Origin of the sequence: Micromonospora sp. NPDC049891 (assembly GCF_040660295.1) — a bacterium.
Taxonomy (GTDB): Bacteria; Actinomycetota; Actinomycetes; order Mycobacteriales; family Micromonosporaceae; genus Micromonospora.
The window spans coordinates 123,785-147,760 of sequence record NZ_JBFAML010000008.1; the positions used below are offsets into that span (position 1 = coordinate 123,785).

A 23,976-nucleotide genomic window follows, 5' to 3' on the forward strand; every position below is an offset into this window, starting at 1 on the left:
GATGACCCGGATGGTCACCGAGATCGGGTTCGTCAGCCTGCTGGTTGCTGGCCTGGGCGCGCTCGCCGGTGGCCTGGTCTACCTGGCTGTACGCATATCGAGAGGCAAGTGGTGATCCGGTGAGTGCGGTTCTGCGAGCCCCGCAGTCGCGAACGAAGGTGGCCCGGTGACTGACGACAACCCGTTGGCGCCGCCGCCCTGGCTGAACGCGCCGCCGGTCGAGGCGTACCCCTTCGAGGAGAGTCACGACCTGCGGGTCGGCCCGAAGCTGCACCCCACGCTCGACGGCCTGCTGCCGTACATCGGCGTGTGGCGCGGGCGGGGGCGAGGTGGCTTCCCCACCATCGAGGACTTCGACTTCGCCCAGGAGATCCGGATCAGTCACGACGGGCGGCCGTTCCTGCACTACGAGTCGCGGGCGTGGATTCTCGACGAGCAGAGCCGCCCGGTCCGGCCGGCCGGCCGCGAGGTCGGCTGGTGGCGGCCGGTGCTGGCCGGCGACCGGGCGACCGACGAGCTGGAGGCCCTGCTGACCACCCCGACCGGGGTGATGGAGCTGCACGTCGGCCGGCGCAAGGGCACCCAGGTGGAGTTCGTCACCGACGCGGTCGTGCGTACCTCCACCGCCAAGGAGGTCACCGCCGGGCACCGCCTCTTCGGCATCGTCGACGGTGCCCTGCTCTACGCGCAGGACATGGCCGCTGTCGGGCAGCCGCTCTCCCCGCACCTGTCGGCCCGACTCATCCGGGTCGCCGGCTGACCCGCTCCCGACCTGGGCCACCCGGCCAGGAGACCCGGAACGGGAGTCCCGGCCGCCAGTCCAGGGTCAGGGCAGCGGAAAGCCGAGCAGCTCCTGCAACGCCCTGGTACGCGGACTGCGGGGCAGCGGCTCACCGTCGAGGGTGTGCACCGCGACCAGGCCGCGTACCGACGAGGTGAGCCAGATTCCGTCGGCGTCGCGCAGGCCCGCCGGGGTGATCATGCGTTCGGCGGCCGCGCAGCCGACCTCGGCGGCGTGGGCGAGCAGCCAGGCGACTGTGGTGCCGGGCAGGATGCCGGTGCGTCGGGCGGGCACCGTGCAGAGCGTCTCCCCGGCCAGCCAGACGAGGTTGGCTGTCGGTCCTTCCAGTGCGTACCCGTCGGAGGAGATCCAGAGCACGTCGTCCACGCCGGCCCGGGCGGCCCAGCGTCGGGCGGCGCTGCTCGCCCCGTACGACGTGGACTTGATGCCCACCGGGAGCCAGTCCAGTTCCGGGCGGGCCTCGGCGGGCACCCCCAGGGAGAGGGTTGCCACGCTCACCCCGTCGTGCCGGGCCCGCCGCGCCGCGGGGGCGACCTCCGACAGGGTGGCGTAGACGGTGGGCGGACCGCCGTTCTCCGGCCCTCGGGTACAGACCAGCCGCAGCGCGCCCTCCACCTCGGCCGGCCAGCCGGCGGCGACCTCGTCCAACAGATCGACCAGGGCGGCGTCCGCCGGCAGGGTCAGTTCGACGGCCGCCGCGCCGGTCCGCAGCCGAGCCAGGTGCTCGCGCCTCAGCCAGGCCCGCCCGTCGCGCAGGTGCATGGTCTCGAAGAGCCCGTCACCTCGCAGTACGCCGAGATCATCGCCGCGCAGCACCGGCTCACCGGCCGGCAGTCGTCCCCGCCCCAGCACACCGATCCGCGAGGTCACCACGGGGGCCGAGCATAGTGCCGTGCTGGTCGCGCCGGGAGGTACGCGCACGGCCGAACTATGATCGGGGGGTGTCCGAATCATCCCTCGCGGAACTGCTCCGCGCCCGTGGGCTGCGGCTGACGGCGCAGCGACAGCTGATCCTCCAGGCGGTGCTGGATCTGGGGCACGCCACCCCCGAGCAGGTGCACACCGCAGTACGCGAGGTCGCCGCCGGGGTCAACATCACCACCATCTACCGCACGCTGGAGCTGCTGGAACGGCTCGGCCTGGTCACCCACACCCACCTCTCACACGGGTCGCCGACCTACCACGCCGCCGGCGAGGACCAGCACGTACACCTGGTCTGCCGCGAGTGCGGCGCGATCGACGAGATGGATCCGGAGCTGATGCGTCCGCTCTCCGACCAACTGGCCGGGGAACGGGGCTTCCGGGTGGACATCGGCCACGTCTCCTTCTTCGGCTTGTGCGCGCGGTGCGGAAACGGGGAACAGACATGATCGACATTGCGGGCGCGGTGGCCGTGGAGAGCATCGACGAGGCCAGCCGGGACCAGCCGGAGCCGGCACACGCCGCAGCCGGGGTACGGGGCGTGGCCGCGCACTACGGCGACCCGCTGCGCGAGCAGCGCCAGCTGAGCACCGAGGTCGGCCTGGTGGACCGTTCCCACCGGGGTGTCATCGCGGTGCCTGGTGCGGAGCGCATCTCCTGGCTGCACACCCTCACCACCCAGCACCTGGCCGAGCTGGGCCCCTGGCAGGGCACGGAACTGCTCGTGCTCTCGCCGCACGGCCATGTCGAGCAGCACGCCATGGTGGCCGAGGACGGTGACACCACCTGGCTCGACACCGAGCCGGGGGCGACCGGGGGGCTGCTGACCTACCTGGAGAAGATGCGGTTCTTCAGCCAGGTCGACCCGCGGGACGCCACCGCCGAGCACGCACTGCTGTCGCTTGTCGGCCCGAAGGCCGCGGAGGTGGTGGCCCTGCTCGACGTGCCGCCGCTCGCCGAGCCGGACGTGGTGGGGCTGCCCGGCCCGAAGTTCCGGTCGGGCGAGCTGCCGCCCCGCCCGACCGCCCGCTACGACGTGCAGCCGCTGCCGCAGGGTGGCTGGGCCCGGCGCGGTCCGCTCGGCGTGGACCTGCTGGTTCCCCGGCCCGCGATGGACCAGGTGGTCGCGCGGCTGCGCGACAACGGGGTTCCCCCGGTCGGGCTGTGGGCGTACGAGGCGGTGCGGGTGGCCGCCCGGCAGGCCCGGGTCGGCGTCGACACCGACCACCGGACGATTCCCGCCGAGGTGAACCTGATCGCCCCGGCCGTGCACCTGGACAAGGGCTGCTACCGGGGCCAGGAGACGGTCGCCCGGGTGCACAACATGGGCCGCCCGCCGCGCCGACTGGTGCTGCTGCACCTCGACGGGGTGGCCACCGACCAGCTGCCGGTCGCCGGTACCCCGGTGACCCTGGACGGCCGCACGGTCGGCTTCGTCGGCACCGCTGTGCTTCATCACGAGCTGGGCCAGGTCGCGCTCGCGGTGGTCAAGCGCTCGGTGTCCGACGATGCCGCACTCCGCGTCGGCGAGAGCGCCGCCGCCATCGACGCCTCGTAGGGCGTTTCCCGGATCCGGCCGACCAGTCGGCGAGGATCCGGGCCCCGCGCCCGGTCCCCTGATCCGGCGGTCGCCCGGTGTGGCTACCCCGCCGACCCCGCGGCTGGCCGGGGGCGCTCTAGGATCGCCGGCATGACAACAGGGACGTTGATCACGGTTGCCCCCACCGGCGCGGAGTCGGCGAAGACCGAGGTGCCGGCGCTGCCGGTCACCCTCGACGAGCTGCTGCTCACCGCCAAGGAGTGCGAAGCGCTGGGTGCCTCCGTGATCCACGTGCACATCCGGGACGACGAGGCACGGCCGACCCTGGACCAGGGCCGGCTCCGCGCCACCGTGGCGGCGCTCCGGGAGGGCACCGACCTGATCGTGCAGCTGTCCACCGGGGGCGCGGTCACCGACCCGGAGGCCGACCGGCTCGCCGTGCTCGACGCCGGGCCGGACATGGCCTCCTGCACCATGGGCACCGTCAACTTCGGCGACGAGGTCTTCCTCAACCGCTGGGAGTTCATCGTCGACCTGCACACCCGGATGCAGGAACGGGGCATCGTGCCGGAGTACGAGATCTTCGATCTCGGCCACCTCAGCGCGCTCCAGCGCCTGCTGGGCAGGTACGGCCTGCCGCACGGCGGCCACGTCCACGTCGACTTCGTGATGGGCGTACCGGGAGGCATGCCGGGCACCACCGCGACGCTCGTCGCGGCCCAGCAGATGCTCCGGGACCTGCCGGAGGGCACCACGTTCTCGGCGACAGGCATCGGCCGTACCAGCCTTCCGGTGCTGCTCGCCGCGCTCTCGGCCGGCGGTCACCTGCGCGTCGGTATGGAGGACACGGTCACGTACGCGAAGGGCCGTCCGGTGGAGTCGAACATGCAACTGGTCGCGCGCGCGGTCGGCTTCGCCCAGCTCGCACAGCGCCCACCGCTGAACACCGCCGAGGCCCGCGAGCTGCTCGGCCTGTAAGGCGCGAGTCGCCGCGCATTCTTTACACCCGGAGGTGGACTCCCTGCTCACCCCCGCGTGAGTGCGGCCGGACGCCTCGGTACCGTCCACGTCGTGGGAAAGACGTACGAGGGCGGCGTACCGCTCGCTGAGGTGGTCCGGTCCGGCTTCGTGGAGGGCGTGCACCGCGGATCGGTGGTGGTGCTCGACAGCACCGGCGCGCCGCTGGCCGCCGCCGGTGACGTCACCTCGCCTATCTTCCCCCGCTCGTCGAACAAGCCGATGCAGGCGGTCGGGATGCTCCGCGCCGGGTTGTCGCTTACCGAACCGGCCGATCTGGCCATCGTCGCGGCCAGCCACGCGGGGGAGGAGTTTCACCTGGCCCGGGTCGCCGGGCTGCTCGCGGGTGCCGGTCTCGACGGGGACGCCCTGCACTGCCCGCCGGAACTGCCGGTGGGCGATCAGGCGCGGACGGCGGTGCTGCGGGCCGGCGGCGGCCCGACCCGGATCCAGATGAACTGCTCCGGCAAGCACGCCGGCATGCTGCTGACCTGCCGGTCCGCCGGTTGGCCGCTGGACGGCTACTGGCGTGCCGACCACCCGCTCCAGCGGTCGCTGCGCGACACGGTGGAGGAGTTCACCGGCGAGGAGGCGGTGGCCGTCGGCGTGGACGGTTGCGGCGCCCCGGTGCTGTCCGCGTCGTTGACCGGACTTGCCACGGCGTTCCTGCGGTTGGTCGCCGCCGAGAGTGACACCGGGGCGGGAATGGTGGCCGGCGCGATGCGCGCCCACCCCGAGGTGGTCGGCGGTACGCAGGCGGACGACACCCGACTGATGCGTGGCGTACCCGGGCTGCTGGCGAAGATCGGCGCGGAGGGTGTCATCGCCACGGCGCTGCCCGGCGTCGGCGCCGTGGCGCTGAAGATCGACGACGGCGCCGGCCGCGCCCGGATGCCGGTCCTGGTCTCGGCGCTGCGCCGGCTCGGCCTCGACGCACCCGTGCTGGCGGAATTCGCCGAGGTGCCGATCTTCGGCGGCGGCCTCCCCGTCGGCGCCACCCGCCCCCTCTGGTAGCCGACCCCACCCACTCCCACTCCCTTCGCCCGACCGCACTGGTCACCCCCAGCGGCCGGGCTTACGCCCCTCGCCGCGCCGATCATGCAGTTCTGGCTCCCGCTATGTCCCGAAGAAGGCTTTTGTCATGTGCCACAACTGCATGATCGACGAGACAGGCGGGGGTGGCGTGGCTGAGGGGTGGGGAGGTGCCGGGTGGCGGTTGGTGGGCGGTGTCAGGGGAGGAAGGTGAGGAGGGGGGTGTTGATCTGGGTGGGGCGTTCGAGGGGGAGCAGGTGGGCGGCGTTCGGTACGTCGGGTAGGCGAACCGCCTGCGGGGCCTCGGCCGCGATGCGATCGGCCAGGTGGCGGATGTCGGGCACGTCCGCCGCCCCGGCCGCGACCAGTACGGGCATGGTCAGCTCGGTCAGTCGCCCGATGGCCGGCGGGTCGAGTTCGGCCACGTCCACGGCGCTGAGTGCCAACTCGGCGGCCAGCGCGCGTTCGTCCATCTCGGTGGCGAAGGCGACCAGCTCCGGGTCGACGTCGGTGGGCTCGCGTTCCGGGCCGACCACCCAGAACCGCACCTCACCCGCGGCCGTCGCGGCGAAGTCCTCCGGGTCGACGTCGCCGACCAGGTTCTCCCACAGCTCGTTCGTCTGCTCCGACCATTCGTGACCGGACACCGCGGTACCGAGCAGGGCGAGCGCGCTCACCCGGTGCGGGTGAGCGAGCGCGGTGTCGATCGCCACCGCCCCGCCGAAGGAGCAGCCGACCAGGGCCGCGCTGGCCAACCCGAGGGCGTCGAGCAGGCCGACCACGTCGTCGTGGTGGGCGAAGGCGCTCGGCGGCAACTCGGACTCCCCGTAACCGCGTAGGTCGACACTGATCACCCGGTGCCGGGTCGCGAGTGGTGCGATCTGGTCCCGCCACATACGGCGGTCGGCGATACCAGCGTGCAGCAGGACGACAGGCGACCCGGTGCCGGCCTCGTCGTACGCCAGTAGGGCTCCATTTACCTGGATCTTGGTCACCGCAGGACGGTACGACCGGGCGTCCGGGGTTCGCAAGCGGGTGGTGAGACGTTGCTAACTCCGGCTAGCACTTTGCTTGCAGCTGCTAGCAGCGCGGGCTAGCGTTGAGTCATGGCCACTCCCAAGGACCTTCCCGACGTCGGCGGGTTCATTCGTGACCTGCGGCGGAACGCGAAGATTTCGCTCCGGCAACTGGCCGAGCAGGCGGGGGTCAGCAACCCCTACCTCAGCCAGATCGAGCGCGGCCTGCGTCGGCCGAGCGCCGAGGTGCTCCAGCAACTCGCCAGCGCGCTGCGGGTCTCCACTCCGGCGATGTACCTGCGGGCCGGGCTGCTCGACGACAAGGAGGGTCAGGGTGTGCTGGCCGCCATCGCCGTCGATCCGGACCTGACGATGGCCCAGAAACAGTCCCTTACCCAGATCTACGAGACATTTCGCCGGGAGAACGCTCGACTGGCCGAAGCGACCGCGACCATGGGCGGCGCGAGCGGCGAGACCGGCACTTCGGCCGCGAGTGATGACACCGGCGGATCCGCCGCGAGCGTCGCGGCCGGCACCTCCGACGCGAATGACCTCACCGCCCCCGACGTGGCCAATCTTGCCGCTACCGGACCCACCACCGCGGCCGGCACCCCGACCGAGGCGGTGCTCGAGTCGGTCGCCGTTACCGAAGCGGGTCCCGCTCCCGCCCCGAACAGCACCCCAGCCAGGAAGGCCGCCCGCAAGGTGGTCCGCAAGACCGCAACCGCGGTCCAGGAGGAGAAGTAGTCATGACCCAGCCGAAGACCAATCGCATCCCTGCCCCGATCTACGCTGCGGCCGGCGCCGGTGAGCTGGCCCTCCAGCAGCTGCGCAAACTGCCCACCGTGGTGGGTGAACTGCGTGACCGTGTCGTCGCCGACGGCGGCCGGGTCGTCAACGAACTCGGCGGCAAGGCTGTCGTCACCGGCTTCGAGCTGCGCCAGAAGGCCAACGACACGCTGCGCAACGCCAACCGCACCGCCGAGTCGCTGCGGCAGAAGGCCGCCCCGACGGCCGACCTGAACCGGCTGCGTGAGCACGCCGACCTGGCCAAGCTCCGGGAGGCCGCGGATCTCAACAAGCTCCGCGAGACGGCCGACCTGAACAAGCTGCGCGAAGCAGCCGACCTGGACCGACTGCGTGAGGTGGCCACCCGCAACGCGGCAGTCGTCGTCGCCGGAGCCCAGGCCGCCCAGGAGCGGGCGCTTGCCGCGTACGGCGCGCTGGTGGCGCGGGGTGAGCGTGTCGTCGGCACCGGTGTGCTGGAGGCCGCCGACACGGTGAACGCCGACATCGAGGCGACCGAGGCCACCACGCCGACCGCGACCACCGAGCCGGCCGCGATCGCCGCGACGACCGGAACCACCGCGAAGACCGCAACCGCCGAGAAGGCCGCGACGGTCAAGAAGGCCGCGACCGCCGAGGTGCCCAGCCCGGCCGAGGTTGCCGAGATCGTGGAGGCCAAGCCGGCTGCCGCGAAGAAGGCCACCCGGGCGAAGTCGACCACCCGGCAGACCGCCGCCAAGCGGACCGACAGCCCGTCGGCGAAGCTGCCCCGGGGCACCAAGCGGAGCGAGTGAGTCACCAGCCGGCGATCCCGGGCCGTCCTGTCGCCACGGACCCGGGGTCGCCGGCATAAGCTTGCCGTCATGGCCAACGCCGCGCCGATCTTCGTCTTCGACGTCCGCTTCGTGATCGAGCTGATCCTGTTCGTCTTCGCACTGATCGTGCAGGGGGTGGCTCTCGTGCACGCCGTGACGCAGCGCTCCGATGCCTTCCCGGCCATCGGCACCCTGCCGAAGGGCGGCTGGATCGCGATCCTGGCGGTCACCCTGCTGCTCACCCTGCTCACCCGGTCCACCCTCAGCATCTTCGGGCTGATCGGTGTGGCGGCGGGTCTGATCTACCTGCTCGACGTCCGGGTCGGGCTACGCGACCTGGGCGACAACAGAGGGTCATGGTGAGAGCCTTCCGCTGGCCACCACCGCCGGACGGCGGGCCACGCACCTGGGGTCCCGGTCCGGGGGCTCCGCGCACCGGTCGGCCGCCGTTACCCGATCCGGAAACCGAGCTGGTCGCCACCCCGCACGGCGTACGGCTGGAGCGGCTGGTCACCGGCGTCGGTGACCCGGTCACCGTCTTCGCCCACGGGCTGGCCAACGGCATCGCCACCACCCGACCCTTCGGCAGCGGTGTCACCGGTCGCCGGGTCTTCTTCCAGTTCCGTGGCCACGGCCGTTCCGACGCGCCCGACGGCCCGTGGAGCTACCTCGACCTGGCCCGTGACCTGCGTGCGATCGCCGATCTCAGCGGCGCGACGCGCGCCTTCGGGGCGAGCCTGGGCGCCGGCGCGTTGTGCCGCCTGCTCGCCGAGAGCCCGGAGCGGTTCGAGCGGCTCGTCTTCTTCCTTCCCGCCGCGCTCGACCGGCCGCGCGGACCTGTCGCCCGGGCGCGGCTCACCGAACTGCTGTCTGCCGTGGAGAGCGGGGACGCCTCGGCGGCGGCGGAGGTCGTCTCCACCGAGCTGCCACCGGCCATACGCAACACCCCGGCCGGCTGGGCCTACCTGCGGCAACGGCTCGACCATCTGCTGCGCGACGGACTCGCCGCCGGGCTGGTCGACCTGCCGGAGCAGGCGCCGCTGCCCGACGCCAGTGTGCTCGCCCGAGTGACCGCGCCGGCGCTGGTGATCGCGGCCGAGGGTGACGACCTGCACCCGGTGGAGGTGGCCGAACAGCTCGCCGCCCTGCTGCCCCGGGCCACCCTGCACCGGTACGACCGTCCCGGTGTGCTCTGGACGGAGCGCGCCGATCTGCGCGGGCGGATCTCCGACTTCCTCAACGGGTAGCCTGCCCTGTCATGGGCGTCACACACCACGGCCGTACGCACCGACTCGACCTCGCCGACCCGACCCTGCGGGAGTGGGAGTGCACGGTCCTGCACGCCGACCCGGAGCAGGGCGTGGTGCTGGACCGTTCGGCCTTCTACCCGGGCGGTGGCGGCCAGCCACCGGACCACGGCGTACTGCTGTGGCAGGGGGTGCAGACCCGGATCGTCGGTACCCGCAAGGGCGATGACCTGTGGCTGATCCCGGCCGAGGGTGACCCGTTGCCACCCGCCGGCACCACTGTCACCGGTGCGGTGGAGGACGAGCGGCGTAGCCGGCTGATGCGTACCCACTCCGGGCTGCACGTGCTCTGCGGTGTGGTGTTCCGCGACTTCGGCGCGCTGGTCACCGGCGGCAACATGGAACCCGGCGAGGCTCGGATGGACTTCAACCTGCCTGAGGTGCCGGCCGACTTCAAGACCCGCATCGAGGAGCTGGTGAACGCCGAGGTGGCGGCGGACCGGTCGGTCGCCACCCGGGTGCTGCCGCGCGAGGAGGCGCTGGCCCTGCCGGACATCATCCGTACCCAGTCGAACCTGATCCCGCCGGACGAGGTGGAGGTGCGCATCGTCGACATCGTGGGGCTTGACGTGCAAGCCGACGGCGGCACCCACGTCGCGTCGACGGCGCAGATCGGCAAGGTGCGGGTGGTAAAGGTGGAGAGCAAGGGCCGAGCCAACCGCCGAGTCCGCATCCGCCTCGCCGACTGACAGTCGCGCCGAGGCACAGTCGCGCCCGACTGACGGCGTCGCCGCCACGGTTCCCGGATCGCTCACCGGCGGGGCCCGTTCACGGCGGGGCCCGGTCACGGCGGGGCCCGGTCACGGCGGGGCCCGGTCACGAGCAGGGTCTGGTCACGGGCGGGGCCCGGTCACGGGCTGCGGCGTCTTGGCGTATCCGGCGCGCGGGAAGGCCCGGGATGCCGCATGTCGCGGGCGGTTGCCGGTCGGGCGCGAGGGAGGGCCCGTCGTGAGGCGCGGGCAGGGGCGGGCGCAGGATCCCGCAACTCGCCGTATCCGGCGTGTGGGAGGGACCGGGATGCGGCATGTCGCGGCTCGCCGGGCGGCTGTCATAGATCGCTCGCCGGCTCGGCCGGCAGATTGCGCAGCGGGTCGTCGGGAAACCTGACTCCGGATGTCAGGTATTGCTGGCAACGTGGCAGTCATGACGACATCGCTGACAGGGCGGGTGGCGCTGGTCGCCGGGGCGACCCGGGGTGCCGGCCGGCAGATCGCCGTGCAACTCGGGGCGGTGGGGGCCACCGTGTACGCGACCGGCCGCAGCAGCCGCGCCGGCCGCTCCGAAATGGACCGCCCGGAAACCATCGAGGAAACTGCCGAACTGGTCACCGCGGCCGGCGGTACCGGCATCGCGGTCCGGACAGATCATCTGGTGCACGACGAGGTGCGGGCCCTTGTCGAGCGGATCGATGCCGAGCAGGGCCGGCTCGATGTGCTGGTCAACGACGTCTGGGGCGCGGACCCGCTGATCACCTGGGAGAAGCCGGTCTGGGAGCAGCCCCTCGACGCCGGATTCCGCACGCTGCGGCTGGCGGTCGAGACCCATGTGATCACCAGCCACTTCGCGCTGCCGCTGATGATCCGCCGGCCCGGTGGCCTGGTGGTGGAGATCGGGGACGGCACGAAGGCGTACAACGACCACAACTACCGGCTCTCGGTCTTCTACGACCTGGCCAAGACCTCGGTCAACCGGCTCGCCTTCAGCTGGGCGCACGAGCTGAAGGAGTACGACGGCACGGCGGTCGCGCTCAGCCCGGGCTGGCTTCGGTCGGAGGCGATGCTGGAGCACTTCGGCGTGACCGAGGCCAACTGGCGCGACGGCGCGGCCAAGGATCCGCATTTCCTCATCTCGGAAACCCCGGCGTTCGTCGGCCGAGCGGTCGCCGCGCTCGCCGCCGACCCGGATCGGGCGCGCTGGAGCGGCCAGTCCGTCTCCGCCGGGGAACTGGCAAAGGTGTACGGCTTCACCGACGTCGACGGCAGCCAACCGGATGCCTTCCGCTACATCAGCGAGGTGGTCGACGCCGGTCGCCCCGCCGACGTCACCGGCTACCGCTGATCGTCGGCCGCCGGCCGGCCGCCCTCACCGGTCGGCGGCTCACTGCGGGTGGTGTGGCGGGCGGCCGTCGTGGGCGCTGCGTCAGCCGGTGGCGGCGGCTGACCGTGGGTGGTGTGGCGGGCGGCCGTCGGGGGCACCGCCTCGGACAGCCGCGGCGGCTCACTGTGGGCGGCGTAGCGGGCGGCGGTCCGGGTTGCTGCCTCGGCCAGCATCGCCCGCAGCTCGGGCGGGTCGAGCACCTCCACCTCCGGGCCGAGCCCGAGCAGCTGGGCGTACGCCACCTCGACGGACTCGACGGGCAGCCGGATGGTCAGCCAGCCCTCCCCGTCGGGTCCGGTGGCGGCGGCGACCGCCTCGTCGTACCCGAACGGGGAGTCGACCAGGTGCCGGAGCCGGCGCAGGCCGACGGGGCTCAGCCGGAGCGTCACCTCGGCCCGCAGCATGCTCCGCAGGAACGACGCGGCCTGTCGCTGCCAGTGGGCGGCCAGGTCGAAGTCGGGCTCCCGGTCGAAGCCCTCGTCGTGCCGTTCGACGGCGGTGACCCGGTCCACCCGGTAGGTGCGGACGTCCTCGCCGACCCGACCGACGAGATACCAGGTCCCGTTCTTGAGGACCAGGCCGTACGGGCAGACCCGGCGGGTGACCTCGTGCTCTCCGCGCCGATAGTGGAGTGTCACGACCCGGTCCCGCCAGACCGCGTCGGCCAGCTCGGTCAGCCACTGCGGCGGGGCGTTCTGGTGGTGGTACCAGCCGGGCACGTCCAGGTGGAACCGCTGGCCGGTGCGGACCGGGGCGTCGCGCAGGCTCGGCGGCAGTGCGGCGAGCACCTTGAGCTGTGCCGCCGCCACCGCGTCGGTCAGCCCCATGTCACCGGCCGGTCCCGGCAGCCCGGCGAGGAACAGCGCCTCCGCCTCGTCGCGGGTCATCCCGGTCAGCCGGGTGCGGTAGCCACCGAGCAACCGGTAGCCGCCGGCCCGCCCCCGGTCGGCGTAGACCGGCACCCCGGCGGCGGAGAGCGCCAGCACGTCCCGATAGACAGTCCGCTCGGAAACCTCCAGCTCGCGGGCCAGCTCCGCCGCCGTCATCACCTCACGGGTCTGCAACAGCAGCAGCAGGGAGAGCAACCGTGACGCCCGCACCGACGCTCACCGTCCGCCAGGGGTCAACAACCCCCGGTCGTATGCGGTGGCCACCGCGGCGGCCCGGTCGTTGACCCCGAGTTTGGCGTAGACGTGCAGCAGGTGGGTCTTGACCGTGGCCTCGCTGATGAACAGACGCGCGGCGGCCTCGCGGTTCGACGAGCCACGGGCCACCAGGGTGAGCACCTCCAGTTCACGCTGGCTCAGCGGTTCCTCGGCCGGCTGGCGTGGCGTCCGTAGGCGACCCATCAGCCGGCCGGCCACGCTTGGCGAGAGCACCGACTCACCCCGGGCGGCGGCCCGTACCGCCCGGACCAGTTCGTCGCGGGGCGCGTCCTTGAGCAGGTAGCCGGTGGCGCCGGCCTCGATCGCCGGCAGCACGTCCGCGTCGGTGTCGTACGTGGTCAGCACCAGCACCTTCACCGGGCTGTCGGCCGCGACAAGGCGACCGATCGCGGTCACCCCGTCCATCCCCGGCATCCGCAGGTCCATCAGCACCACGTCGGGGCGGTGGCGGGCGGTCATCGTCAGTGCCTCGGCGCCGTCCGCCGCCTCGCCGACCACCTCGAACCCGGGGTCACCGGCGAACATGCCCCGCAGCCCGTCCCGCACCACTGGATGATCGTCGACGATGAGCAGCCGTACCGGATCGGTCATGCGGCGGCTCCGGGCAGGGCCGGCACCGAGGCCGAGACGGCGGTGCCGGCACCCGGCTCGGACTCGACGGCCAGCTGACCACCGACCCGGGTCACCCGCTGCCGCATCGCGGTCAGCCCGTAGCTTCCGTCGTGGTCAGGCGGTGTCGACCTGTCGGTGACGTCGAACCCCGAGCCGTCGTCGCGGACATCCAGGGTGACCACATCCGACATGTACGACAGGGTCAGTCCGACCCGGGACGCGGCGGCGTGCCGGGCCACGTTGCTCAACGCCTCCTGCGCGGCTCGCAGCAGCGTCACCTCGATCTCCGGATGCAGCGGGCGGGGCGTACCGGTGGTGCTGACGTTGGCCGCCACCCCGTGCAGAGTCGACCAGCGCTCACCCAGCTCGGCGAGGGCGTCGGGAAGGCGGGCCGTCTCCAGTGGCTCGGGGCGCAACGCCCGGACCGACCGGCGGGCTTCGGTGAGGCTCTCCCGGGCCAGCGTGAGGGCGTTGTTCACGTGCCGACGCCAGTCGGCCGAGCGGTCGCGGGTCTGCTCGGCCGCCTCCAGTTGAGTGATGATGCCGGTCAGCCCCTGCGCCAGGGTGTCGTGGATCTCCTGCGCCATCCGCTGCCGCTCGTCCAGCACACCGGCCTCGCGGGCCTGGGTGATGAGCTGGGCGTGCAGCCCTTCGTTCTCCCGTACCGTCTCGGCGAGTCGCTCGTTGGCCGCGGCGAGTTCCGCCACCAGGCGCTTGCGCTTCGCCTCCTCCCGTTCGCCCACGTAGCTCAGCCAGCTCACCGCGCCGGCCACCACCAGGTTGAACAGCACCAGCACCAGCCACAGCGAGAAGTGCGACCACGACCGTGGCAGGCCACCGCCCTGCGCGGTGCCGACAAGCACCGCGGTGCAGCCCATCCCGACGAACCGCCACGCTCCGCTGAGCAGGGCGAAGGCGTGCAGGAACCCGATCCAGGCGAAGAATCCGTACCACGGGCTGGCGCACACCAGGACAGCGGCGAAGGCGAGCAGTCCGACGTAGTAGCCGGCCATCAACCTGCGCCGCTCCTGCCACTGCGGGTGCAGGGTGTGGAACCAGGCGATCCAGGCGGCGGATGCGCCCGCGATGACAAGCGTGGGCACCAGCGGCAGGCCGCCGGGTGCCGGCGCGAAGGTGGCCAGCAGTGACCCCACGAGCAGTCCGCAGTAGGGCAGTACCCGGTGCAGACGCGCCTCCCGCGCCCGCCAGTCGGCCAGCCGAGCGTCGTCGCCGGTCCTGTCTCCGGCGAGGCCGACCGTCCGGTCGCCTTCGCAGCTGGTCATCCCGTCCCCGCTCACCGCTCGTTCACTCCCAGCGGAACAGCTTCGCCGCTGCGGCGCCGGCCGCCACGGCGATGACAGCCATTATCCCCAGATGCAGGGGCTGCGGTGCGGTGCCGGTCCAGGCATCGAGCAGGGCCTGGACGCCGGGCGGCGTGTAGGCGCCGATGTCGGCCAGGAAATCGGGCAGCAGGAACCGGGGCAGGTAGACCCCACCGAAGAACATGATCATCATGAATGCCGGTACCGCGAGCGCCTGGGCAGACTTGGCGGTGGGCGCGACCGCCGCCACCAGCAGCCCCACCGCGAGCAGGGCGGCCGTACCCAGAACGAGGGCCGCCGCGAACCCGAGCGGATGCTGCGGCAGCGGGGTGCCGAACGCCAGCCGGGCGACCACCGCGAGGAGCACCGCACTGGCCAGGATGCCCACCAGGGCCAGCACGAGCTGGGCGGCCAGCAGCGCCAGCGGACTCGCCGGTGTGGTGGCCAGCCGGCGGAGAATGCCGCGCTCCCGGTAGGTGGCCAGCACGGTGGGCAGCGCGTTCACCCCGACCATCGCCAGCGTGATCACCAGCAGCGACGGAGTGAAGTACGTGACGAAGGACTGGTTGTCGAAGTCCGGATTTGGCTCGCGCAGCGTGGGAATCAACCCGAGCACCACCAGGATCAGGGTGGGCAGGGCGACGGTGAGCACGAGCGTCGGGATGTCCCGCAGGTGCAGTTTCGCCTCAGTCTTGAGGATCTGGCCGAAGGCGTGCATCGTGTTCCCTTCAGTCGGCGAGCCGGCGCCCGGTCAGCTCGACGAACGCGTCGTCGAGCGTGGCCTGCTCCAGCCGTAGGTCGGCGGCGATGATCTGGTGGCGGGCGAGCACCGAGGTGACCGCGTGCAGCACGTCGTCGGTACCTGTCACCACGACCTGGCTGCCGCTGCGCGTCACGGCGGAGACCTGCGGCAGGTCGGTGAGCAGTCGGTCGTCGAGCGGTACGGACGGCCGGAACCGGATGCGCTGCTCGGGTACCACCGTCGAGACCAGCCCGGCCGGGGTGTCCAGGGCCACCACCCGCCCCTTGTCGATCACGGCGAGGCGGTCGCAGAGTCGCTCGGCTTCCTCCATGAAGTGGGTGACCAGCAGGATGGTCACGCCACGGTCCCGAACCCTCTCGATCAGATCCCAGGTGTCCCGGCGGGCCTGCGGGTCCAGCCCGGTGGTCAACTCGTCCAGGATGGCGACCCGCGGGTTGCCGACCAGCGCCAGCGCGACGGAGAGCCGCTGCTTCTGACCGCCGGAGAGCTTGTCGTACGGGGTGTTCCGCTTTCCGTCGAGGCCCAGCTCGTCGATGAGCTGCGCCGGGTCGGCCGGGTCACGGTAGAACGAGGCGTACAGCTCAAGCGCCTCGGCGACCCGGAGCCGGTCGGGAAGTTGGCTCTCCTGAAGCTGCACCCCGACCTGTTGCCGCAGCCGGGCGGCGTCCCGGCGCGGGTCGAGCCCGAGGACCGACACCCCGCCCCCGTCCGGGACGCGCAGCCCGGCGACACACTCCACAGTGGTGGTCTTGCCGGCGCCGTTCGGGCCGAGTACGCCGAAGATCTCGCCGGTCTCGACGTCGAACGACACGTCGTGCACCGCCACCGTCTCGCCGTACCGCTTGTGCAGGCTGGTCACCTCGATGACCGGCATGGCCACCGCCTCTCGCCGTCGGTTTCGGATACCCCTAAAGGGTCGCGAGAGGAGGCCGGCGGCGAATCGACCGGCCGTAGGTGATCTTCGTCGGCTCCGGTTGATTACCCCGATCCGTCAACCGGTGGATGCGGCGGCGAGTGACTACGCTCCTGGACGTGCACACATCCGGTATTCCCGGCACCGCCGTCGGCGCCGGCCGCCGCTTCGTCGGCGGAGCCGCGCTGCTGCTGCGGGGCGTCGGTCTGTACGTACGCAACCCAGGTCTGATGCTGCTGGGCGTCGTACCGGCGCTGATCTCCGGGGCGGTCTTCGTGACCGCGTACGCTCTTCTGGTCTTCTTCGTCGGTGACCTGGCCGCCGCGGCCACCCCCTTCGCCGACGACTGGCCCACGACGGCCCGCAGCGTGGTTCGGGTGATCGCCGGCCTGGCCTTCCTCGGCCTCGGCGGCCTGCTCACCGTCCTCACCTTCACCGCTGTCACCCTGGTCATCGGGGATCCCTTCTACGAGAAGATCTCCGAGCGGGTGGAACAGCGCTACGGCGGTACGCCGGACGCGATCGAGGTCCCGTTCTGGCCGTCGCTGCGTCGCAGCGCCGCCGACTCGCTCCGCCTGGTCGCCCTGGCGGCGTTGTTCGGCGTGCCGTTGTTCGCCGCCGGTTTCATTCCGCTCGTCGGCCAGACCGTGGTGCCGGTCATCGGCGCGGCGGTGGGCGGCTGGCTGCTCGCCGTGGAACTCGTCGGCGCGCCCTTCTCCCGGCGCGGCAAGCGACTGCCGGATCGGCGAGCGGCGCTGAAGGTGGACCGCGCCACCTCACTCGGCTTCGGAGTCGCGGTCTTCGTCTGCTTCCTGATCCCACTCGGTGCCGTACTGCTGATGCCGGCCGCGGTGGCTGGCGCGACCCTGCTGGCCCGCCGCTCACTCGGCCAACCCATCACGGAGGGCTGACATGGACATCGCCCTGGTAGCGGGAGACATCACCGCCGAGCGGGTGGACGTGGTGGTCAACGCCGCGAACTCGTCGTTGCTGGGCGGCGGGGGAGTCGACGGTGCGATCCACCGCCGGGGCGGGCCGGCGATCCTCGCCGAGTGCCGCGCGCTGCGCGCCTCCCGCTACGGGCGGGGCCTGCCGACCGGGCAGGCGGTGGCCACCACCGCAGGTGACCTGCCGGCCCGGTGGGTGGTGCACACGGTCGGCCCGGTCTGGTCGGCCACCGAGGACCGCTCCGCGCTGCTGCGCGGCTGTTACGCCAACAGCCTGGCCGTAGCGGACGAGTTGGGCGCGGCAACCGTCGCCTTCCCGCTGATCTCCGCCGGGGTCTACGGCTGGCCGGTCGAGGACGCCGTTCGTCAGGCCCTGTCGGTGCTGCGCGCGGCAGCGCCGACGAACGTCACCGAGGCGCGGCTGGTGCTGTTCGGCGCCGACACCCACGCGATCGCCGAACGGGTGTACGCGGAGGGCTAGGCCGGGCGCAGCTCGCGTACGCAGGACCACTGGGTGGCCACCGGCCGGTAGCCGAGCCGGTTGTTGACCGCCAGCATCGGCGCGTTGGCCGCGTCGTTGCCGGTGTAGGCGACGGTGATGCCGCGCGCCGCCGCCCGGTGCAGCGCGGCCAGCTTCACCAACCGGGCCAGCCCGCGTCCCCGGTGCTGCGGCACGGTGCCGGTGTAATCCGACCACATCCGCTCGCCGTCCCGTTTCACCAGGCTGATGGCCACCAACTCGCCGGCGACCTCGGCGCCCATGCTGGCCTCCCGGTCCAGCCCGACGTTGTCCCAGGTGGTGGCGAGCCAGTCGGCATAGCCGATCGCGCCGGACACGACATCGCCCGGCTCGTCGGCGCTGGCCAGCACGTCCACCCTGTGCACACGGCGAGGGTCGACGTCCGTCAGTGGAACAAGCCGGACGTCGTCGGGGGCTGCCGGCAGCGGTGGCAGTGCGTGCAGTTCCAGGGCCGAGAAGCGCTCCTGGCGACTCGGGGTGAAGCCGTGCCGTCGGGCGAACGGCAGCGCCTCCGGCAGCGCGCGCCCGTGCAGCCGGGTCAGGCCGAGTGGGGCGAGGTGCGTCACCGCCTCGGCCAGCAGCGCGCTGCCGATCCCACGACGCCGGTGATCGGGGTGTACATGCAGCAGCGACACCTCCCCGACAGCCTCGGCGGTGTGCTCGTTGCGGGACGCGCACACCCAGCCCACGATGTGCCCGTCGACCTCGGCGACGAAGCCGGTCCAGTGCAGACCTGGAGGTGGGGCGGCGATCAACTGCCGGGTGGACGCGACGCCCCGGACCAGGAAGGGGAACACGAACCTCCGCAGCGCCACCACTGCTGGCGCGTCGTCGGGGTGTGCGGCACGGATGAGCATGGGAGGTATAGCCGGATCAATCACGGGCCGCAGGCTAACCGGACCCGACCGACCTCCGCGCCCGCTTTTCCACCCCCACCCCCGCTCCGCCCGACTCGGCATCGAGGGGGTGGGTACGTTTCTTGTCGCTGAGGCAGCAACAAACGTACCCACGCTCAGCCCCGCCAGCCGGCGGCCGCCAGGGCTGCGCGGAGTTGGGCGGCGACGTCGTCGGGGCGGTGCCGGACGTCGAAGGCGGTGAACCGGAGGATGCGGTCGCCCTCGATCCAAACTCGGTTCTGCCGGCGCAGGTCCGCCGCCCAGTGTCGGGCGTCCATGTGGTGCGCACCGTCGATCTCCACGTGCAGTCGCCACTGCGGCCAGTAGGCGTCCAGATAGCGGATCCGTCCGTCGGCGTCCCGACGACGCTGCTGCGCGGTCGGTGCCGGGAGGTGGTGGCGCCGGCAGAGCCGGACCAGGTCGATCTCGGAGAGCGCCTCGGCGCCACCGGCGATGTCCTGCAATGTCTGTCGGATCAGGACCCGCCGCCGGGCCTGGGGCAGGCGGGCGAGGACCGCGCCGATCTCCGCCGGAGTCGCCCGCCGCTGCTGGCAGCCGGCCGCGAGAATCTGTTGCGCATCCTCGTCGGTACGCGCCCACTGCGCCGCATCCACAAGGGATCGCGCCATCGACGTGCGGTCGGGCCGCCCACGCTGTCGGTCCTCGGTCGGCAGTTGCCGGGACCGGCGTACCCGGGCCGCAGGAAGGCCGAGCGGCAGCCGACGCAGCAGGTCTGCCCGACGTCGGTGATGCGGGACCAGCACGTCGACGGTCTCGTAGCGCCAGTTGCCACGTAGCCCGCCCGCTGTCGCCGCCGCCAGCCCGGCGAGCACCGCACCCGGACCGGCCGCCAGCACCGCCACCCACCAGTGCTGCTCTCGACGGTACGGCTCATCGATCGAGGCGGCCCGCAGGATTCCCCGACACACCCTGCCCCACCGCCCTGTCGCCAGCAGGTGCCGGACTTTCGCCGGGGGCAGTTCGGCGGTGGCCTGCGCCCAGCTGACGATCCCCGACTGCTCGAACAGCAACCACTGCAACGCGTCGGCGCCGTCCCCAGGTATCCGCATCTGTCGATTGAATCTGAAGCTGGGTACGTTTCTTGTCGCCCGGGCGACAAGAAACGTACCCACGCACTCGCCGTACACCGCCGTCCCGCCTCAGGCGGACTCGCGGATGATCAGCTCGGTGGGCAGGATGAGGGCCGGCTCGACCTGTTCGCCGGCGGCGAGGCGGAGCAGCAGCCGGGTGCCCTGCCGGCCCAGCTCCACTATCGGTTGCCGGACGGTGGTCAGCGGCGGATCGGTGTACGCGGCGGTCTCGATGTCGTCGAAGCCGATCACCGCCACGTCCTCCGGCACCCGTCGTCCCGCCTCGCGCAGCGTACGCAGGGCGGCGTGCGCCATCAGGTCCGACGCGGCGAAGACGGCGTCCAGGTCGGGGTGGGCGTCGAGCAGTTCGCGCATCGCCGCCGCGCCGGACTCGCGGGTGAAGTCGCCCACCGCCACCATCTCGGGCAGCCCGGCGGCGACCACGGTGTCCCGGTAGCCGGCCAGCCGCTCGATGCCGGCGACCATGTCCTGCGGCCCGGCGATGGTGGCGATGCGACGTCGACCACTGTCGATCAGGTGCCGTACCGCGCGGGTGACCCCACCGACCTGGTCGACGTCGATGTACGGCACGTCCGCCCCGTCCAGCGGCCGGCCGCTGCACACCACCGGGATGCCCAGCGCGGCCAGCCGGGCGGGCAGCGGATCAGCCCCGTGCAGCGAGGCGAACAGCACCCCGTCGACGTGCCGCCCGGTGGTGTACCGGGCGACCCGTTCATGCCCGGCCGGCGATCCGGCAAGCATCAGCACCAACTGCTTGTCGGCGGCCTCCAACTCCTGTGCGGCGCCGCGGATGATGCCGGGGAAGACCTGGTCGTCGGAGAAGACCCGGGTGGCCTCCTCCGGCATCACCAGGGCGATCGAGTCGGTCCGCTGGGTGACGAGGGTGCGTGCGGCCAGGTTCGGCACGTACCCCAGCTCGGCGACCGCCTGGCGGACCGCCTCCTGGATCGGCTCGGCGACCGTGGTCGAACCGTTGACCACCCGGGAAACGGTGGCCCGGGACACCCCGGCCCGTCGTGCCACCGCTTCCAGAGTGGGCCGCTGCGCCCCCGTCATCGGAGAAACCACCACCTCGTCACAGCCCGTTCCGGGAGATCACCTCCTGGTACCACCGGGCGCTGGACTTCGGTGTACGCCGCTGAGTGAGGTAGTCGACGTGCACGATGCCGAATCGCTTACGGTACCCCTCGGCCCACTCGAAGTTGTCAAGCAATGACCATACGAGATAGCCGCGCAGGTCGACGCCCCGGGCGATGGCCTCGTGCGCGGCGCGCAGGTGGCCGTCGAGGTAGGCGATCCGGTCGGTGTCCTGAACCGGGCTGGTCACGTCCGTGGCGGACTTGTCCGGGAAGGCGGCGCCGTTCTCGGTGATCAGCAGTGGCACCGCCGGGTAGTCGGTGGCGATGCGTTCCAGCAGCCGGGTCAGTCCGGCCGGTTCGATCATCCAACCCATGTCGGTGAGCGGCCCCACCGGCGCCAGGAACTGCACCTTTCCCTCGGTGCCTGGGTACGCCCCGCCGCCACCGGCGCCGTCCGGCCGTCCGGCGACGTAGGTCGGCGCGTAGTAGTTGATGCCGAGCAGGTCGATCGGCGCTGCGATGATCTTCTCGTCGTCGTCCTGCACGAAGGCCGGCTCGACCATCCGCGCGACATGCTCGCGGACGTCGTCCGGGTACCCGCCGACCAGCAACGGATCGAGGAATATCCGGTTGTGCAGGCCGTCGACGAGGCGCGCGGCGGCCGCGTCGGCGGCGCTGTTCGGCTCGGCGGGGCGTACGTCTGCGGGATTGAGCGTGACCCCGACGCGGCCGGCGCCACCCGCGCGCAGCGCCTGGACGGCCAGGCCGTGCGCGAGCAGCAGATGATGTACGGCGGTGAATGCGGCACCCGGGTCCTGCACCCCGGGGGCGTGCACCCCGTTGCCGTAGCCGAGGTACGCCGAGCACCACGGCTCGTTGAGCGTGGTCCAGGTGCCGACCCGGTCGCCCAGGCGGGCGTACAACGCGGCGGCGTAGGTGGCGAAGTGCTCGGCGGTGTCCCGGCTGGTCCACCCGCCCCGATCCTGCAACGTCTGCGGCAGGTCCCAGTGGTAGAGGGTGATGATCGGGTCGATGCCCCGGCCCAGCAGCGCGTCCGTCAACCGGTCGTAGAAGTCCAGGCCGCGCGGGTTGACCGGGCCGCTGCCGTCGGGCTGGATGCGGGGCCAGGACACCGAGAAGCGGTACGCCTGCAACCCCAGCTCCGCCATCAGCGCGACGTCGTCGGCGTACCGGTGGTAGTGGTCGCAGGCGACGTCACCGGTGTGGCCGGCGTGCACCTTGCCGGGCGTACGGCTGAAGGTGTCCCAGATCGACTCGCCGCGCCCGTCGTCGCGGGCCGCCCCCTCGATCTGGTACGCCGCGGTGGCCGCACCCCAGAGAAAGTTGTCCGGAAATCTCAACTCAGTCACGCCTTGACCGCACCTTCCATGATCCCGCCGATGATCTGGCGGCCGAACAGGACGAATACCAGCAGCAGGGGCAGCGTGGCGATGGCCGTGCCGGTGAAGACCTGGGACATGTCCTGGTAGTAGCCGTCAGACAGGGCCCGCAACGATAGCTGCACGGTGGGATTCTCCGGGTCGTTGAGCACCGCGTACGGCCAGAGGAAGTCGTTCCAGGTGGTCATGAAGGTGAGCAGACCGAGCACGGCGGCGGCCGGCCGCAGTGCCGGCACCACCACGTTCCAGTAGATGCGGGCGGTACCGCAACCGTCCACCCGGGCCGCCTCGATCAGCTCGCTGCTGACCGCCTGCCCGGCGTACTGCCGCATCATGAACACCCCGAACCCGGTGACCAGCGCAGGCATGATCACGGCCGGCAGCCGGTCGTTCAGGTTCAGCTTCGTCATCAGCATGTACAGCGGGATGATGCCGAGCTGGGTGGGCACCATCATCGTCGCGATGATGATCATCAGCAGCGCGTTGCTGCCCCGGAACCGCAGCTTGGCGAAGGCGAACCCGGCCAGGGTGGAGAAGAGCACCACCGAGGCGGTGACCACCGTGGCGACGATCGCCGAATTGATCAGACCGGTCAGGAAGTAGGCGTCGGTGTTGGCGAACAACCGGGAGATGTTGGCGCCCAGGTTGCCGCCGGGGGTCACCGGCGGTGGCAGCTGACCCATCGCGTCGCTGGACCGGCTGGCCACCACGAACATCCAGTAGATCGGAAAGACCGACAGCACCCCGGCGGCGACAAGTGCGAAGTACGTGAGCGGGCTCGCCCGCCACAGCCTGCTCATCGCGCCACCTCGCTTCGCCCGGCGGCACGCTGAGGCACCACCGCACCGAGCCGAATGACTCGCTCGCTCATCGGGAGGCTCCCTTCCGCTTGCCGGTGTCCGGCCGGGCACCGGCACCGAGCCGGCGGATGATCAGTACGTTGATCGCCGCGACGATGGCGATCAGGGCGAAGAGCAGCCAGGCGACGGCGGATCCGTAGCCGAAGTTGTAGTAGGGCGCGAAGGCGTTCTCGAACATGTACATGGTCATCGTCTGCGACTCGCGCATCGGCCCACCGCGGATCGCGTTGGTGCCGGAGTGGAACAGCCGGGGTTCGGTGAACAGCTGGAGCCCGCCGATTGTGGAGATGATGACGCAGAAGATGATCGTCGGCTTGAGCAGCGGCACGGTGATGGTCCAGAACTGCCGGGCCCGGTTCGCGCCGTCGATCGCCGCCGCCTCGTAGAGGTCGCGGGGGATGGCCTGCATGGCGGCCAGGAAGATCAGCGCGTTGTAGCCGGTCCAGCGCCAGTCGACCATTGTCGAGATGGCGACCCAGGAGGCGAACCGGTTGGATTTCCATTCGATGCCGTCGACGCCGACCAGGTCGAGCAGCCAGTTGACCATGCCGAACTCACGGCCGAACAGCACCCCGAACACGATCGCCACGGCGGCCGTGGAGGTGACGTTCGGCACCAGCACCGCCATCCGCCAACCGGTACGCATGCGGAGCTGCCGGTTGAGCAGGTTCGCCAGCCAGAGCGCGGCGAGCAGCTGCGGGAGGGTGCTGAGCACGAAGATGCCGAGGGTGTTGACCACCGAGTGCCAGAAGTCGCTGTCGACAAGCAGCCGGGTGTAGTTCTCCGCGCCGATGAAGGTGGGGTCGCTGCCCAGCAGGTCCCAGTCGTGCAGGGAGACCCAGAAGGTGTACGCCAGCGGCCAGGCCCCGAAGATCGCGAAGATCACGAAGAACGGGGCGATGTAGAGGTAGGGCGAGTACTTCGCGTCGATCCGGCTCAGCCGGCCGGCCCGGGACGGGCGGGTGTTGCGCGGCGCCGGTGTGGCCGGCGGTCGCGCGTCGAGCTGCAACGCCATGACCCGTTGACTCCTTTCACGCCCCCGCCCCGCGCCGG

The 23,976-nt window shown here is 71.7% G+C and carries 26 protein-coding genes and 1 pseudogene; 14 read left to right on the forward strand and 13 right to left on the reverse strand.

From position 1 onward, the window contains the following. Nucleotides 1–10: 10 nt before the first annotated feature. Both mtfM and AB0I71_RS13115 read left to right on the forward strand, forming a co-directional pair. Nucleotides 11–115, forward strand: coding sequence for a small membrane protein MtfM (gene mtfM, locus AB0I71_RS13110; RefSeq protein ID WP_046570768.1), 105 nt, complete (start codon nucleotides 11–13; stop codon nucleotides 113–115). Between the two features lie 51 nt (nucleotides 116–166). Continuing rightward, complete coding sequence (locus AB0I71_RS13115) at nucleotides 167–760, forward strand: FABP family protein (protein ID WP_357584056.1); 594 nt, start codon at nucleotides 167–169, stop codon at nucleotides 758–760. 66 nt (nucleotides 761–826) lie between these two features. Here AB0I71_RS13115 and AB0I71_RS13120 read toward each other — a convergent pair whose 3' ends face one another. After that, a complete protein-coding gene (locus AB0I71_RS13120) occupies nucleotides 827–1,675 on the reverse strand; it encodes an aminotransferase class IV (RefSeq protein WP_357584058.1) in 849 nt (282 codons plus the stop codon). 68 nt (nucleotides 1,676–1,743) lie between these two features. Here AB0I71_RS13120 and AB0I71_RS13125 point away from each other — a divergent pair, with 68 nt between their 5' ends. The 4 genes from AB0I71_RS13125 to AB0I71_RS13140 all read left to right on the forward strand — a co-directional run bounded on the left by AB0I71_RS13125 (nucleotide 1,744) and on the right by AB0I71_RS13140 (nucleotide 5,294). After that, nucleotides 1,744–2,172 carry a Fur family transcriptional regulator gene (locus AB0I71_RS13125; RefSeq protein WP_164448517.1) on the forward strand — a complete coding sequence of 143 codons (429 nt, stop codon included), beginning with the start codon at nucleotides 1,744–1,746 and terminating at the stop codon, nucleotides 2,170–2,172. Further along, the gene (locus tag AB0I71_RS13130) at nucleotides 2,169–3,281 is read left to right on the forward strand and encodes a folate-binding protein (RefSeq protein ID WP_357584061.1); all 1,113 of its coding nucleotides are present in this window, start codon (nucleotides 2,169–2,171) and stop codon (nucleotides 3,279–3,281) included. The genes AB0I71_RS13125 and AB0I71_RS13130 overlap by 4 nt, the downstream gene beginning before the upstream one ends. Before the next feature lie 132 nt (nucleotides 3,282–3,413). Then, nucleotides 3,414–4,241 carry a 3-keto-5-aminohexanoate cleavage protein gene (locus AB0I71_RS13135; RefSeq protein ID WP_357584063.1) on the forward strand — a complete coding sequence of 276 codons (828 nt, stop codon included), beginning with the start codon at nucleotides 3,414–3,416 and terminating at the stop codon, nucleotides 4,239–4,241. A 93-nt stretch (nucleotides 4,242–4,334) separates the two neighbouring features. After that, nucleotides 4,335–5,294, forward strand: coding sequence for an asparaginase (locus AB0I71_RS13140; protein WP_357584065.1), 960 nt, complete (start codon nucleotides 4,335–4,337; stop codon nucleotides 5,292–5,294). Nucleotides 5,295–5,509: 215 nt separating this feature from the next. Here the strand turns inward: AB0I71_RS13140 and AB0I71_RS13145 are convergent, their stop codons facing one another. Beyond that, nucleotides 5,510–6,307: an alpha/beta hydrolase gene (locus AB0I71_RS13145; protein ID WP_357584067.1), complete on the reverse strand. Its 798-nt coding sequence runs from the start codon at nucleotides 6,305–6,307 to the stop codon at nucleotides 5,510–5,512. A gap of 111 nt (nucleotides 6,308–6,418) precedes the next feature. Between AB0I71_RS13145 and AB0I71_RS13150 the strand changes: the two are divergent. The 6 genes and pseudogenes from AB0I71_RS13150 to AB0I71_RS13175 all read left to right on the forward strand — a co-directional run. Further along, a pseudogene (locus AB0I71_RS13150) lies at nucleotides 6,419–6,946 on the forward strand (helix-turn-helix transcriptional regulator); the annotation flags it as partial. A gap of 131 nt (nucleotides 6,947–7,077) precedes the next feature. Then, nucleotides 7,078–7,908: a hypothetical protein gene (locus tag AB0I71_RS13155; RefSeq protein ID WP_357584069.1), complete on the forward strand. Its 831-nt coding sequence runs from the start codon at nucleotides 7,078–7,080 to the stop codon at nucleotides 7,906–7,908. A 69-nt stretch (nucleotides 7,909–7,977) separates the two neighbouring features. Beyond that, nucleotides 7,978–8,292 carry a DUF2516 family protein gene (locus tag AB0I71_RS13160; RefSeq protein ID WP_357584071.1) on the forward strand — a complete coding sequence of 105 codons (315 nt, stop codon included), beginning with the start codon at nucleotides 7,978–7,980 and terminating at the stop codon, nucleotides 8,290–8,292. Next, entirely contained in the window at nucleotides 8,289–9,176 is an 888-nt protein-coding gene (locus AB0I71_RS13165; RefSeq protein ID WP_357584278.1) for an alpha/beta hydrolase, read from the forward strand. Before AB0I71_RS13160 ends, AB0I71_RS13165 begins: the two co-directional genes overlap by 4 nt. An 11-nt stretch (nucleotides 9,177–9,187) precedes the next feature. Then, nucleotides 9,188–9,925: an alanyl-tRNA editing protein gene (locus AB0I71_RS13170; protein WP_203999845.1), complete on the forward strand. Its 738-nt coding sequence runs from the start codon at nucleotides 9,188–9,190 to the stop codon at nucleotides 9,923–9,925. Between the two features lie 454 nt (nucleotides 9,926–10,379). Continuing rightward, nucleotides 10,380–11,294 (forward strand): SDR family oxidoreductase, encoded by a 915-nt coding sequence (locus AB0I71_RS13175; protein ID WP_357584073.1) that lies wholly within the window; start codon nucleotides 10,380–10,382, stop codon nucleotides 11,292–11,294. On the opposite strand, the gene AB0I71_RS13180 is transcribed toward AB0I71_RS13175, so the two are convergent. Genes AB0I71_RS13180 through AB0I71_RS13200 form a run of 5 tightly spaced genes read right to left on the reverse strand, consistent with a single transcriptional unit; the run spans nucleotide 11,285 to nucleotide 16,070 of the window. Further along, a complete protein-coding gene (locus AB0I71_RS13180) occupies nucleotides 11,285–12,433 on the reverse strand; it encodes a YafY family protein (protein WP_357584075.1) in 1,149 nt (382 codons plus the stop codon). The two genes, AB0I71_RS13175 and AB0I71_RS13180, sit on opposite strands and share 10 nt — an antisense overlap. Nucleotides 12,434–12,439: 6 nt before the next feature. Further along, nucleotides 12,440–13,090 carry a response regulator transcription factor gene (locus AB0I71_RS13185; protein WP_357584077.1) on the reverse strand — a complete coding sequence of 217 codons (651 nt, stop codon included), beginning with the start codon at nucleotides 13,088–13,090 and terminating at the stop codon, nucleotides 12,440–12,442. Then, complete coding sequence (locus AB0I71_RS13190; protein ID WP_357584080.1) at nucleotides 13,087–14,394, reverse strand: sensor histidine kinase; 1,308 nt, start codon at nucleotides 14,392–14,394, stop codon at nucleotides 13,087–13,089. The genes AB0I71_RS13185 and AB0I71_RS13190 overlap by 4 nt, the downstream gene beginning before the upstream one ends. Before the next feature lie 22 nt (nucleotides 14,395–14,416). Next, a complete protein-coding gene (locus tag AB0I71_RS13195) occupies nucleotides 14,417–15,151 on the reverse strand; it encodes an ABC transporter permease (protein ID WP_357584082.1) in 735 nt (244 codons plus the stop codon). A 10-nt stretch (nucleotides 15,152–15,161) separates the two neighbouring features. Then, entirely contained in the window at nucleotides 15,162–16,070 is a 909-nt protein-coding gene (locus AB0I71_RS13200) for an ABC transporter ATP-binding protein (protein ID WP_357584084.1), read from the reverse strand. A gap of 173 nt (nucleotides 16,071–16,243) precedes the next feature. On the opposite strand from AB0I71_RS13200, the gene AB0I71_RS13205 reads away from it, so the two are divergent. Further along, nucleotides 16,244–17,020 carry an EI24 domain-containing protein gene (locus AB0I71_RS13205; RefSeq protein WP_357584280.1) on the forward strand — a complete coding sequence of 259 codons (777 nt, stop codon included), beginning with the start codon at nucleotides 16,244–16,246 and terminating at the stop codon, nucleotides 17,018–17,020. Between the two features lies 1 nt (nucleotide 17,021). Beyond that, on the forward strand, nucleotides 17,022–17,537 hold the full coding sequence (locus AB0I71_RS13210; protein WP_357584086.1) for an O-acetyl-ADP-ribose deacetylase: 516 nt from the start codon (nucleotides 17,022–17,024) through the stop codon (nucleotides 17,535–17,537). Here the strand turns inward: AB0I71_RS13210 and AB0I71_RS13215 are convergent. The 6 genes from AB0I71_RS13215 to AB0I71_RS13240 all read right to left on the reverse strand — a co-directional run bounded on the left by AB0I71_RS13215 (nucleotide 17,534) and on the right by AB0I71_RS13240 (nucleotide 23,938). Further along, nucleotides 17,534–18,433, reverse strand: a complete 900-nt coding sequence (locus AB0I71_RS13215; RefSeq protein WP_357584282.1) for a GNAT family N-acetyltransferase — start codon at nucleotides 18,431–18,433, stop codon at nucleotides 17,534–17,536. The genes AB0I71_RS13210 and AB0I71_RS13215 overlap by 4 nt on opposite strands. A gap of 155 nt (nucleotides 18,434–18,588) precedes the next feature. After that, nucleotides 18,589–19,542 carry a DUF559 domain-containing protein gene (locus AB0I71_RS13220; protein ID WP_357584088.1) on the reverse strand — a complete coding sequence of 318 codons (954 nt, stop codon included), beginning with the start codon at nucleotides 19,540–19,542 and terminating at the stop codon, nucleotides 18,589–18,591. A 90-nt stretch (nucleotides 19,543–19,632) separates the two neighbouring features. Beyond that, on the reverse strand, nucleotides 19,633–20,640 hold the full coding sequence (locus AB0I71_RS13225; RefSeq protein ID WP_357584090.1) for a LacI family DNA-binding transcriptional regulator: 1,008 nt from the start codon (nucleotides 20,638–20,640) through the stop codon (nucleotides 19,633–19,635). Nucleotides 20,641–20,659: 19 nt separating this feature from the next. After that, the gene (locus AB0I71_RS13230; protein ID WP_357584092.1) at nucleotides 20,660–22,033 is read right to left on the reverse strand and encodes a GH1 family beta-glucosidase; all 1,374 of its coding nucleotides are present in this window, start codon (nucleotides 22,031–22,033) and stop codon (nucleotides 20,660–20,662) included. After that, complete coding sequence (locus AB0I71_RS13235; RefSeq protein WP_357584094.1) at nucleotides 22,030–22,863, reverse strand: carbohydrate ABC transporter permease; 834 nt, start codon at nucleotides 22,861–22,863, stop codon at nucleotides 22,030–22,032. Before AB0I71_RS13235 ends, AB0I71_RS13230 begins: the two co-directional genes overlap by 4 nt. Nucleotides 22,864–22,930: 67 nt before the next feature. Beyond that, entirely contained in the window at nucleotides 22,931–23,938 is a 1,008-nt protein-coding gene (locus tag AB0I71_RS13240; RefSeq protein WP_357584096.1) for a sugar ABC transporter permease, read from the reverse strand. Nucleotides 23,939–23,976 lie beyond the last annotated feature (38 nt).